The organism is Plantibacter sp. CFBP 8798, from assembly GCF_014841195.1.
GTDB classification, from domain to species: Bacteria; Actinomycetota; Actinomycetes; order Actinomycetales; family Microbacteriaceae; genus Plantibacter; species Plantibacter auratus.
Genome location: NZ_JACYTS010000001.1, coordinates 598,842 through 611,028, shown reverse-complemented (window position 1 = coordinate 611,028; position 12,187 = coordinate 598,842). Strand labels below are relative to the sequence as shown.

Genomic DNA, 12,187 nt, shown 5'->3' with positions numbered 1-12,187 from the left:
CAGACCATGACCCTCGAGACAGACCACACCGCGCCGACGACCACGAGCTTCGCCGGACGGTTCGACGACCGGGCCCGCCGCGCACTGCGGGTCGGGGACTGGAGCGCCGGACCGTCGGTCGACGACCGCGAGGCCTGGGGCCGCGTCGCCGAGCGCGACCGGGTGGCCCTCGTCGACGCGGCCCACCGCTGGTGCGCGGAGGCGGACCGCAACCCGCCGACGCTGTCGCTCTGGGCCCGGTACAGCGCGGAGGGCGACCGGACTCCGTACGAGACGGCGCAGCAGGCGCTCCTCGGTTCGGTCGCCGCCTCGGCACTCGCGCTCGGCGCCAGCGGGGACGACGCCTGGGTCGGCGAGCTCAGCGATCGCGTCTGGCGGCTCTGCGAACTGACCGCCTGGTGTCTGCCCTCCCACTACGCGCTGCCCGAGTCCGGCGAGCGCCCCTTCCTTCCGATCCCCGGTCGTGACGTGCTCGACCTCTCAGACGCCTACATCGGCGGGATGCTCGCCGCGATCGACACGATCGCCGGGGACCGCCTGGAGCGGACCTTCCCGGGACTGCGCGCACGGGTGCACGCCGAGATCCGTCGCCGGGTCCTGGACCAGTGGCGCGACGAGGTGGACTTCTGGCACGGGCTCGACGGGCCGCCGAACAACTGGGCCCCGTGGATCGTCTCGAACGTGCTCGTGTGCTCCGCCGTGGTCGAGACCGATCGGTCCGAGCTGGTGGCGTCGGTGGACCGCGCGGTCGCCGTCCTCGACCGTTTCCGTGCCGGGTACGCCGAGGACGGGAGCTGCGACGAGGGTGCGACGTACTGGTGGTGGGCGGGCGCGACCCTGTTCGAGGCCATCGACCTGCTCGGCGACCTCACCGGCGGCGTCTTCGACGGCTTCGCGGTCCCGCCGGTCGCCGCGATGGCCCGGTTCCCGATGGTCATGCAGCTGTCGGCCACGTCACAGGTCAACTTCTCGGACGGGTCCGCGAGCCTGCCGGCGAACGCGACGTGGAACCTGCTCGCCCGCTTCGGCGAGCGCGTGGGCGACGACGAGGTGGCTGCCCACGCCCGCTGGATGGGGCGCTCGCATCCGCTCGGCTTCTCGGGGCAGTTGGCTCCGTTGTTCCGCCGCACGCTTGCGGAGCTGCTCGACCCGGCGTGGACCACGGCCGGCGACGCCACGCCGGGGATGCCCTCCTCCTGGTACGCACCGGGAACAGAGGTGGCGGTGTTCCGCGAGCACGCCGGTCGCGTGGACGGCTGGGCGGTCGCCGCGAAGGGTGGTCACAACGACGTCAGCCACAACCACAACGACGTCGGCGGGGTCATCGTCTCGCTCGACGGTGAGCCCGTCCTCATCGACGTGGGTGTCGGCGTGTACCACCGCGACACCTTCATGCCGGACACCCGCTTCGGCATCTGGACCATGCGGAGCGCCTTCCACAACGTCCCGCTCCCTGCCGGGTTCGAGCAACCGTATGGTCGGGCCTTCACGGCGAGCGGGACACGGTTCTCCGACGAGGGCGACCGCTCCGTCCTCGCCACGTCCCTCCTGGGTGCGTATCCGGCCGAGGCTCGGCTGACGGCGCTCGACCGCACGGTGGCGCTCGACCGCTCTGCCGGCACCGTCCTCGTCGAGGACGACTGGGCGTTCTCGGAACCGCTTCGGATGACGCTCACCTTCCTCACCGCCGTCGAACCGATCGTCGCGGGCGGTGGGATCCTGGTCGGCGACGCCCGCCTGGCGACCGACCCCGCGTTCGAGGTGGCGGTGGACCGGATCGACATCGACGACCCGAAGCTCCACGAGGTCTGGGGGTCGGCCGTCTTCCGCATCCGGCTCGTGCAACGGGACCCGGCGGTGGCCGGAGTACACGCGCTGCGACTCGACCGCGCTCCGCACACGGATGGGGTCGGACGATGACCGCCGACGACCTGATCCACCTGCGATCGCGCGCCGTGAGCGTCGTGATCGACCTGCGCGACGGCCACCTGCCGTCGATCGCGCACTGGGGAGCCGACCTCGGTCCGCTCGACGATGCGGAGCTCACCGATGTCGTGCGCGGCGCGGAGCGGTTCGTCACGGAGAACGCCCCCGACCGCCCGACCCGCCTCGCGGTGCTGCCGGAGCAGAGCGAGGCCTGGCTCGGCCGGCCGGGCATCACCGGCAGCCGGGACGGACGCGACTGGTCGCCGCTGTTCACGATAAAGCCGGCGCACGTGACCCCGCGAACAGTGACCGTCGAGGGCGAGGACGCCGAGGCGGGGCTGGCGATCCGGATCGAGTTCGAGCTGAGCGAGGCCGGTCTCCTGCGTGTCCGCGCGACGCTCCGCAACGTCGCCGACGGCGTCTACCGGCTCGACGACCTGCATCTCGCGCTCCCGATCCCGGCTCGCGCCCGCGAGGTCCTCGACCTCGCCGGCCGGTGGGGCAAGGAGCGGACGCCGCAGCGCTCGCCGCTCCGGGTCGGCGCCTGGGTGCGCGAGGACCGCCGCGGGCGGACCGGGCCGGACGCGCCGCTCGTCCTGAACGTGGGCGTCCCCGGATTCGGCTTCGCCACGGGCGAGGTGTGGGGCGTCCACGTGGGGTGGAGCGGCAACCAGCGACACCTCGCGGAACGGCTCTCGACCGGTGATCAGGTGATCGGGGGCGGCGAACTGCTGCTGCCCGACGAAGTCCGCCTCGCCAATGGCGACGCCTACACGAGCCCCTGGCTGTACGGCGCCTACGGGGACGGACTCGACGCGCAGGCCGCGCTGTTCCACGAGCACCTGCGCGCGCAATCGAGCCATCCGGCACGGGATCGACCGCTCACGCTCAACGTGTGGGAGGCGGTCTACTTCGATCACGACGCCGAGGCGCTCATGCAGTTGGCCGAGGTCGCGGCCTCGCTCGGTATCGAGCGGTTCGTCCTCGACGACGGCTGGTTCCGCGGGCGACGACACGACCGCGCCGGGCTCGGCGACTGGTTCGTCGACGAGGAGGTGTGGCCGGACGGGCTGCAACCGCTCGCCGACCGGGTCCGAAGCCTGGGGATGGAGTTCGGTCTCTGGTTCGAGCCGGAGATGGTGAACCTCGACTCCGATCTGGCCCGGGAGCACCCGGACTGGATCATGCAAACGGGCGGACGGTTGCCGATCCCCGCCAGGAACCAGCAGGTCCTCGACCTCGGCCGACCGGAGGCCTTCGCCGTCGTCCTGGAACGGATGACCGCGATCCTCACCGAGGTCGACATCGCGTACATCAAGTGGGATCAGAACCGTGACCTCGTCGACGCCGGGTCGACACCCGACGGTCGGGCCGGCGTGCATCGTCAGACGGCGGCCGTGTACCGGTTGATGGACGAACTCACGCGTCGGTTCCCGAAGCTGGAGATCGAGTCCTGCTCCTCCGGCGGCTCGCGCGTCGACCTCGGCGTCCTCGAGCGCACGCACCGTGTGTGGGCCTCGGACTGCAGCGACCCGCTCGAGCGGCAGCAGATCAACCGCTGGACCGCACAGCTCGTCCCGCTCGAACGGCTCGGCGCGCACATCGCGTCCGGGCGCTCGCACACGACGGGCCGCTCACACGAACTGTCCTTCCGTGCGGCGACCGCGCTCTTCGGTCATCTCGGGGTCGAGTGGGACCTGCGGCAGGCGTCACCGGGGGAGCTCGACGAGCTGCGCGAGTGGTTCGCCCTGTACCGGTCGACGCGAGCGCTGCTGCACACGGGCCGGCTCATCCGTGAGGACGTGGTCGACGACGCCCTGCAGATCACCGGCGTGGTCGCCGCGGACGGCTCGACCGCCCTGTACGCGCTCGCCTTCCTCGGGCGCTCGGACGTGGCCAGGATCGGACGATTCACCCTGCGCGGTCTCGACCCGGAGCGCCGCTACCGGGTGCGCCCGCTGCGCATCGGCGAACCGGCCAGTGGTCGCACCGTCCCCGCCTGGTTCGGTGACGAGGACGACGTCGACGGTCCGTTCGCGGGCTGGACCGGCGTCGCCGCGTCCGGCAGGACACTCCTCCATGCCGGTCTCCAGACCCCGTCGTCCCACCCGGAACGTGCGTGGATGGTCGAGGTCACGGTCATCTAGCCGGCTCTCTCATGTCGAGGGTCCGAGAACGGCCTCCGACACCTCGCCGGCCGATGCGCCCTTCAGCTCGACCAGGATGATGTGCGTCGGGGTCGTGCCGGTGTTCTCACCGGAGTGCCGCTGCGCGGGCAGCCAGACCGCGTTGCCGGCGTGGAGCTCTGTGTCGAACACCCGCTCGCCCGAGTGCAGTCGGCGGTGGAAGTCGGTCAGCGTGATCATGACGCTGTTCGGATGTCGGTGGGGCACGGTCTGCGTGCCCGGCGTGTCCTGGTAGTCCAGGACACGCACGAAGTCGTTCTCCCACAGGGTCGTGTAGTTGTCGGGATTGCTCACCGTCGGATCGTCGTTGATCATGGCTGAACGGTACGCCGCTCCGGCGCGCTGCGACACCGGTTTTTCGAGCGGGTAGCATCGTCGGATGTCGACCACGCGACCTCCCGAGATCCTCCGCCTCACGGCCTTCGCCGCCGAACCCGGTGGCGGCAATCCCGCGGGTGTCGTCCTCGACGCCTCGGTGCTCACCGACACCGAGATGCAGGCGATCGCCACCGAGGTCGCGTATCCGGAGACGGCGTTCGTCGTCGACCCGGGTATCGATGGTGACGACCGTCACCTGCGCATGCGCTACTTCTCCCCCGGTGCCGAGGTGCCGTTCTGTGGGCACGCGACCATCGCCACCGCCGTCGCCCTGGCTGAGCGCCGTGGCGTCGGACGCTTCACGCTGGAGACGAACGTCGGACCCCTCGTCGTCGAGACCGCATCCGACGCCGACACGAACGGCGACGCCAGCTCGATCACCGCGTCGTTCACGAGCGTCGAACCCACCGTGCGCGATCTCGACGCCGGGGTCGCCGATCGCCTGCTGTCACTGCTCGGGCTCGAACGCTCCGACCTCGACGAGCAGTGGCCGCTCCGCGAGTCGTTCGCCGGCAACCGGCACCCGGTCGTCGCGGTCCGCGAGCAACAGGTCTTCGACGCCTTCACCTTCGACCCGACCGCCCTGCGCACGCTGATGGATGAGCAGGGTTGGGCCGGGACGGTGACGGTCGTACACGATCACGGGATCGACGCGGACGGCCAGCTGCTCGTCGAGGCCCGCAACCTCTTCCCGGTCGGAGCCATCACCGAGGATCCGGCGACCGGTTCCGCAGCCGCCTCCTTCGGTGGCTACCTGCGGGCGCTCGGCCTCCTCACCCCGCCGGCTCGGATCCTCATCCGCCAGGGCCACCACGTCGGCGCGCCCAGTCTGCTGACGGTCGACGTCCCGGTCACCGGCGGCATCACCGTGACGGGGACGGCGCAGCCGATCGCGGGCTGCGACGAGTCGACGCGCTAGCATCGAGCCAGTCGCGGTCGGGCGGCCGCCCACTGAGGGGATGGACATGTTCACAGGCACCAGGTCGAACCGGGGGCGCACCGCAGTCCTCGGTGGCATCGGCGCAGCAGTGCTCGGGTTCGCCCTCGCGGGATGCGCATCCGGCGCCGAGGGCGGCGCCGACGCCTCGACCACAGCGCCTGCCGCCGAGTCGGGCGACGCTGTCGGTGTCGTCGGTGTCTGGGGAGACCCCGACGCGCAGAACACCCCATCGCTGGTGTTCGCGGAGGACGGCAAGGTCACGGGGACCGACGGCTGTAACCGCCTCATGGGCTCGTGGACTGCCGACGGCGACACGGTCGAGTTCGCGCCGCTGGTGTCCACACGGATGGCCTGTGAGGGAGTCGACACCTGGTTGTCGGGCGGAGCGTCCGGCACCTGGACCGACACGAGCCTCGTCGTCCTCGACGAGAGCGGCACGGAGATCGGCACGCTCGAGCGCTCGGAGTGAGCGAGCCTACGGTGCTCGGGCCATCTGGTGCCCAGAGCGGGTGGGATCATCGCGTGAACGTGACGACGGGGTGCCCTCGGCGGGGATCCAACGTCACCTCGGCCGCCACGCCGTAGACGTCCGCGATGAGCGCCGCGGTCAGTACCTCGCCCGGCGCCCCGGCAGCGACCACCCGACCGGCCCGCAGCACGACGACCGTGTCGCAGTACATCGCGGCGAGATTGAGGTCGTGGATGGCGATCACGGTCGTGACCGGGAGCGCACAGACGAGGTCGAGCAGCTCCAGCTGGTGTCGGATGTCGAGGTGGTTGGTCGGTTCGTCGAGGAGGAGCTCGCGTGGCTCCTGAGCGAGTGCGCGCGCGATCTGTGCCCGCTGGCGTTCGCCTCCGGAGAGGGTGTGCCAGAGGCGGGCGGCCTGGTCGAGCAGGCCGACGTGGACGAGCGCGCGGTCGACGGCGGTCTCGTCGGCCGCGGTGTCACCGCCGAGTCCCGAGCGGTGCGGGATCCGGCCGAGCCGCACGATGTCGCGCACCGCGATGTCGACGTCGGTGTCGGCGTGCTGCGTCACCGAGGCGACCGAACGCGCGATGCGTCGCCGACCGACCGACGCCAGGTCGACGCCGTCGAGCGTCACGAGTCCGGCGGTCGGCTTCACGAGGCCGTGGAGCACCCGCAGGAGCGACGACTTGCCCGACCCGTTCGGACCCAGGAGGCCGACGGTCTGTCCCGGCTCGGGGTGCAGGGTGACCCCGTCGACGACGAGCGCACCGCCGCGGTTCCAGGAGACGTTCTCTGCGCGGAGTGTCATGCCCGCTTCCTCCTCCGGGCCAGCAGGGCGATGAAGACCGGGACCCCGACGAGCGCGGTCCCGACGCCGACCGGCAGCGGCGTCGGCGAGAACGCGACGCGCGAGCCGGCATCCACCCAGACCATGAAGATCGCACCGATGATCGCCGTGGCCGGGATGAGCCGACCGTGACGGGGTCCGACGAGCAGGCGGGCGGCGTGCGGCAGCACGAGTCCGACGAAGCCGATCGCCCCCGCGACGCTCACCAGCGTCGCCGTGATGAGCGCCGTCGCGATGAGCAGGATCGCCCGCGTCCTCGCGACGTGGATGCCGAGCGATGCCGCGACGTCCTCACCGAAGGCGAACGCGTCGAGTGCATGGGCGTACCGGAGGCACAGGACCGAGCCGGCGACGACGACGATCGCGCAGAGCACCACGTCGTCCCAGCGCACGCCCTCGAGCGAGCCGAGCAGCCAGAACATCACGCCGCGCGTCTCGTCCGAGTCGGCGAACGCGAAGATGATCAGCGAGGTCAGCGCGGAGAAGAGCTGCGTGCTGGCGACGCCCGCGAGCACGACCCGATCGGTCCCGCCGCCCGACAGACGGGAGAGCAGGAGCACGAGTCCGAAGGCGACGAGCGCGCCGATGAAGGCGCCGCCGGAGAGGCCGATCGACGCACCGCCGAGTCCGAGGATCCCGATCGCGACCGCACCGGTCGACGCACCGGAGGAGATGCCGAGGATGAACGGATCGGCCAGCGGGTTGCGGAGGAGTGACTGCATGATCACGCCGCAGAGCCCGAGCCCGGCTCCGCAGGCTGCCGCGACGAAGGCTCGTGGCAGCCGCTCCTCCCACACGATCGCGTCCTTCGACAGCTTCACCGGGATGTCGGTGACGCCGAGGTGGTTCGCGACGATGTCCCGCACGTTCACGAGCAGGATGTCCGCAGGCCCGAGCGTGATCGCCACGCCGACCGAGACAAGGAGGAGGGCCACGCCGGCGAGGACGAGCAGGCCGGTGATCGTCGCGCGGCGTGCGCGTGAGGCGGGTCGGCGCGCCGTGTCGCTGTTCGTCACCGGTTCGGTGCTCGTCACCGGTTCGGTGCTCGTCACCGTCTCCGGGTTCAGAGCTCGTCCTCGTGCTCGACCCACCACGCCTTGATCTTCTCGAGGCCGTCGACGAAGCGGATGGACGGGTTCAGCTCGGCGCCGTGCAGGGCGATGTACCGCTGGTTGCGCACCGCGTCCATGGTCTTCGTGAGCGGGTCGGACTCCAGGAACGCGACCTTGTCGTCGAGGCGGTCGCCGGGGAACCGGTCGCGCTGCAGGTCGCCGAGGACGAGGACCTGCGGGTCGCGGTCGACAAGGTCTTCCCAGGTGGTGGCCGGCCAGTCGTCCTCGAGCTCGCCGAAGACGTTGTCGAGCCCGGTGGTCGAGGCGAGCAGCGCGGCGGATCCGAGCCCACCGCCGACGTACGGGGTCTTCGTGTCGGCGAACCAGAACGCGACCGTCGTGCCGTCGAAGTCGACACCCTCGGTCGCCTTCGCGGCCCGGGCCTGCAGGTCGGCGACGAGCGCGGCAGCACGGTCGGAGACGTCGAAGACCTCGCCCATCTCGGTGATCTCCTGGTAGAGCGCGTCGATGGTGAGCGGCGTCGTGCGCGTCCCGCCGCCGTTGATGCTCGTCCCGTTGTCGCAGTCGGTGGGCGAGAGGTAGCTGGCGACACCGGTCTCGGCGAACCGCTCGCGTGGTGCGACGCCGCCCTCGTTGTAGTGGCGGCCGAAGGACGCGGTGACGAAGTCCGGGTCGGCTCCGAGGACGACCTCGTAGGTGGGGGCGTTGTCGGCCAGGCGCGGGACGTCGGCGTTCGCGTCGGCGAGTGAGTCGAGGACGGGGTCCGTCCAGGAGGCGGTGCCGACGATGCGGTCCTCGAGCCCGAGGGACAGCAGGATCTCGGTCGAGTTCTGGTCGAGGGAGACCACCCGCTGTGGCGCGGCGTCGATCGTGACCTCGGTGCCGCAGTTGTCGAGCGTGAGCGGGTAGTCCGTCGCGCCCTGCCCAGCGGCTGCGGTCGATGCGGGCTCGACCGCTTCGGACGCGCCGCAGGCGGACAGTCCGACGGCGAGCGCCGCGGCGAGGACGAGGCTGATGGCGGCGCGCTGGTGCACGTCGTCTCCTTCATTCGAGGGGGTGGGACCTAGGAAGGATAGCCTTACCTGAGTGCCGGACGCGAATCGGTCACGTCGCCGACAACAAGCGTTGCTCTATTCCAACTTGATAAGAGCACGCTTTTCGGAATCGCTCAAAAGCTTGGCCGCATCTTAATTACACATAACCTGTGTGCGATTGAAATCCGGATTCAAGCCTTCTGAATGATAGCCAAGGGGGCTATCCCTATGGTTTTTTCTCCAGGGGCTTGTTAGGTTATTTTGAGACCACCATGGCGGTGGCTCACGAAAAGAGAGGAAGTTCCATGACTGAACTCATCAATCGCGTGGCATCAGAACACTTCGAGGCACTCAAGCGCCATGCCCAGGATTGCTGCGCGAACCCGAATCCTGGTCCCGCCAACTAGTCGAGCGCGGCCGGGGCGTGCGCCCCGGCCGCTTACACCTCAAGGAGGAGGAATATGCTCTCCGACAGCTATCGAGCAGTCGTCGCCAGCAAATTCGAGGATCGGGATCCAAGCATAGTTCGTGCTCAGATCGATGAGGTATGCAAGTACCTCTTCATAATCTCCGATATCCAGAGCAGTCGCTTCATTCCGCTCACACGGGATGCGGACGAGGTGTGGCACGAGATGATCGTGCAAACTGTTTTGTACGCAGAGCTGTGTCGCTCATTGCCTGGTGGGACATTCATTCATCACGAATCGATCGGAATGGACGGGTACTCGGAACGCGTTGGGCATCGAGAGTCGGTTGCGCAGTTCCTGGAATGGGTACCGGAATACACCTCTCGTTTTGGGCCGTTCACTATCGAGGCAGCTGAGCACTGGGCGGTGGTGAACTTCCTCCGTGACGAGGTGGGTCTGAGCCTCGAGGCGATCAACGCTCTCAAGTTCGAAAACGCGGCCTAGTAGCAACGGCCGGCTCAGGTTGTGATCCGAAGTTTTATCGGCCGCGGTGGGCTCGTCGCCGCTGGCGTTTTCCTGATGAGCTGCAGGATGCTCATCCTGCTCGTGGCTCTGGGGCGGTTCGGCGATGCTGTGGTCGGCAGCTTCGGATACGCCCAGAACATCTACGGCATCGCCGCGTTGCTCTGCGCTGGCCACGGTATCGCGGTCGTGGCAAGCCTCGCACCACTCCGCCCAGACTCGACGGGTGACGCGGCCAGGTCGCGCCTGCTCCGAATAATGACGACTGCGTGGGCATCAACGGCGGTGCTCATCGTTCTCGCGGCCGTATTCGGTGCCCTTAGCGCGCTCATACTCCCCATCGCTTTACCCGTGTTCCTGGGCGCCTATGTTGCGACCATGACCAGTGCCATTTTCTTACCGATCGCTCAATCGCTCAGCGGTCTGCAACAAGTTCGAGGACACGAACACCGGAGCCTGCTGCATACCGTCGAGGGCTTCATCATCAGCATCGGGCTGAGCCTCGCCGCGATCAGCTGGGCCACTGACGCGGCGGTCGCCGTGACAGCCGTTGGTGTTGCGTGCGTTGCAGGAGATCTCTGGAGCACCTTGCGCCGCTACCGTTCGCTCGCCGGAGAGATCCGCGGCATCCCGACCCTGGCCCTTCGTTCCTTTCTGGAAGTACCACGAGCCGCATTCGCTCTAGTACCTCGCACAGCCGCTGGCGGTTACGACGGGCTCATCCTGATGGGCGCCTTCCTCGTCGTTTCCCAAGTCGCCCTGCTCCAAAGCCCCGCGACGGGAGCAGCCGTCGTCTCCCTAATCGCAGTCGTTCGCACGATCGTCGTCCCTCTGAAGAGTTTCGGGATTGTCGGGGGCCGACTCATCCGCAAGCAGACCACCGACCCCACCGACACAGCGCGACTGTTCTGGCGGCTCGTCCGCGTCGGTGCGATCGCCCTCACGCCCGTCGGACTCGTTTGCGTCATCGCTCCAGGGGTGGCGATGGCAGTTCTGCATCTCCCGGACACGGCGGATGCCGAACTCGCCGTCCGCCTCATCGGGGTCCAGTTGCTCCTCGAACCAATTACCGGTCTCGGTGCCGCGATGCTCAAGGTGCTCATCGCCCCCACCGCGCTCCTCGCTCCGCTCGCCATCGCACTCTGGGCTTGGGCTGTCCCCGCCGTTCTGATCGCCAACCTATTCACCGAACTCACCGCCACCAGCATCTGGGGCATCCTACTCATCGGCCGGCTTCTGTTCTGCGCCCTCGTCATCCGTTCCACCATGCCGTCCCGACTGCAGGCAAAGCCCGTTTTATGATCCCGCTGCTGCATCGCACCGTCCCGGCGGGGGTCGACTTCACCGAAGCCTCCGCCGAATGGGACGAACATTTCAAAACCGCTGTCCTCGACATCGTCCGAGAGCAACAGTGGCGGCTCTATCCGCAACCCCAACCGGCAGCTGCACGACGACGACTAGCTGACCATCTTGGCATCGATCCTGAGCGGATCACCTTCACCGGCGGAGCAGACGCCGCTATCGACGACGTCATCCGACACGCAGCCGCAACCCGCCAGACCCTTCACACCCCGAGCCCTGCCTACCCCGGTTACGACCGCGCCGCGCAAAGACACCAACCCGAACACACGCACTACGACGCAGACAGCACCACGCCAACACTCTCCGCAATGACCCGCGACCACCCGGCAACGGTCATTGTGACTTGGCCCGGCAACCCCACCGGCACGGCAACGTTCGTCCCACCAGACATCCACCCCGGACGTCGATGGATTCTCGACGCCACCTACCTTCCGCTGTTCAGCGACACCTTCGCACGACTCATCCACTCCAGCCACGGCCGTTATGACGTGGTCTTCTCCTGCTCCAAGACCTACGGCCTCGCCGGCATCCGACTCGGCGGGATCATCCACGCCGCACCACCCACACGAACCATCGCCCCTCCTGCGTTCGAGCTCGACTACCTCCAACTCGCCACCGCCGACGTCATCACAAGTCACGAACTCCGTCCGCAGCTCCACGAACGCGACGTCGATACTCGCGCGCTGCAGGCACATATCATCGACGCGCTGCGAGCCCATGGTAGGGAGGTCGTCTACACCGCGGCTGCATCGTTCACCACCATCACCGCACCCAATCCCCCAACCGCAGACCTCCACGCAAAACACTTCCCCGGCGCCCACCTCACACGCATCACCACCTGCCCCCACAACCTCGCCACACTTTCCTCCCCACGGACATCTCAGACGCCGATCTAACAAGCACGTCGGGCAAATCCTCAACGACTTCTACGCCCAGCTCCCGAACAGGACCAACAAACGACGGGGTGCCGAGTTTTGCCCATTCGTTCTGGCCATCACGCCCACGGCCACCCTCGCTACTGCGATGTAAGGCGGCCGGAGCAT

11 protein-coding genes are annotated in these 12,187 nt (G+C 68.5%); 7 read left to right on the top strand and 4 right to left on the bottom strand.

The window, feature by feature from the left end:
• The first annotated feature begins 6 nt into the window (after positions 1-6).
• Together IFU30_RS02905 and IFU30_RS02900 are read left to right on the top strand one after the other, a co-directional pair.
• Entirely contained in the window at positions 7-1,920 is a 1,914-nt protein-coding gene (locus tag IFU30_RS02905; protein ID WP_192004246.1) for a heparinase II/III domain-containing protein, read from the top strand.
• Positions 1,917-4,073, top strand: coding sequence for an alpha-galactosidase (locus IFU30_RS02900; protein WP_192004245.1), 2,157 nt, complete (start codon positions 1,917-1,919; stop codon positions 4,071-4,073). Before IFU30_RS02905 ends, IFU30_RS02900 begins: the two co-directional genes overlap by 4 nt.
• A 9-nt stretch (positions 4,074-4,082) precedes the next feature.
• Here the strand turns inward: IFU30_RS02900 and IFU30_RS02895 are convergent, their stop codons facing one another.
• Complete coding sequence (locus tag IFU30_RS02895) at positions 4,083-4,427, bottom strand: cupin domain-containing protein (protein ID WP_192004244.1); 345 nt, start codon at positions 4,425-4,427, stop codon at positions 4,083-4,085.
• A gap of 64 nt (positions 4,428-4,491) precedes the next feature.
• Here IFU30_RS02895 and IFU30_RS02890 point away from each other — a divergent pair, with 64 nt between their 5' ends.
• The gene (locus IFU30_RS02890; protein WP_192004243.1) at positions 4,492-5,409 is read left to right on the top strand and encodes a PhzF family phenazine biosynthesis protein; all 918 of its coding nucleotides are present in this window, start codon (positions 4,492-4,494) and stop codon (positions 5,407-5,409) included.
• Positions 5,410-5,455: 46 nt separating this feature from the next.
• Positions 5,456-5,899 (top strand): META domain-containing protein, encoded by a 444-nt coding sequence (locus tag IFU30_RS02885; protein WP_192004761.1) that lies wholly within the window; start codon positions 5,456-5,458, stop codon positions 5,897-5,899.
• A 46-nt stretch (positions 5,900-5,945) separates the two neighbouring features.
• Here the strand turns inward: IFU30_RS02885 and IFU30_RS02880 are convergent, their stop codons facing one another.
• Genes IFU30_RS02880 through IFU30_RS02870 form a run of 3 tightly spaced genes read right to left on the bottom strand, consistent with a single transcriptional unit; the run spans position 5,946 to position 8,853 of the window.
• Positions 5,946-6,707 (bottom strand): ABC transporter ATP-binding protein, encoded by a 762-nt coding sequence (locus IFU30_RS02880; protein WP_192004242.1) that lies wholly within the window; start codon positions 6,705-6,707, stop codon positions 5,946-5,948.
• On the bottom strand, positions 6,704-7,798 hold the full coding sequence (locus IFU30_RS02875) for a FecCD family ABC transporter permease (protein WP_441005541.1): 1,095 nt from the start codon (positions 7,796-7,798) through the stop codon (positions 6,704-6,706). The genes IFU30_RS02880 and IFU30_RS02875 overlap by 4 nt, the downstream gene beginning before the upstream one ends.
• An 11-nt stretch (positions 7,799-7,809) precedes the next feature.
• Positions 7,810-8,853, bottom strand: a complete 1,044-nt coding sequence (locus tag IFU30_RS02870) for an ABC transporter substrate-binding protein (protein WP_342450795.1) — start codon at positions 8,851-8,853, stop codon at positions 7,810-7,812.
• A gap of 461 nt (positions 8,854-9,314) precedes the next feature.
• On the opposite strand from IFU30_RS02870, the gene IFU30_RS02865 reads away from it, so the two are divergent.
• From IFU30_RS02865 to IFU30_RS02855, 3 genes are all read left to right on the top strand, one after another.
• Positions 9,315-9,764: a hypothetical protein gene (locus tag IFU30_RS02865; protein ID WP_192004241.1), complete on the top strand. Its 450-nt coding sequence runs from the start codon at positions 9,315-9,317 to the stop codon at positions 9,762-9,764.
• An 87-nt stretch (positions 9,765-9,851) separates the two neighbouring features.
• The gene (locus IFU30_RS02860) at positions 9,852-11,084 is read left to right on the top strand and encodes a hypothetical protein (protein ID WP_192004240.1); all 1,233 of its coding nucleotides are present in this window, start codon (positions 9,852-9,854) and stop codon (positions 11,082-11,084) included.
• Complete coding sequence (locus IFU30_RS02855; RefSeq protein ID WP_192004239.1) at positions 11,081-12,040, top strand: aminotransferase class I/II-fold pyridoxal phosphate-dependent enzyme; 960 nt, start codon at positions 11,081-11,083, stop codon at positions 12,038-12,040. Before IFU30_RS02860 ends, IFU30_RS02855 begins: the two co-directional genes overlap by 4 nt.
• The last annotated feature ends 147 nt before the right edge of the window (positions 12,041-12,187 follow it).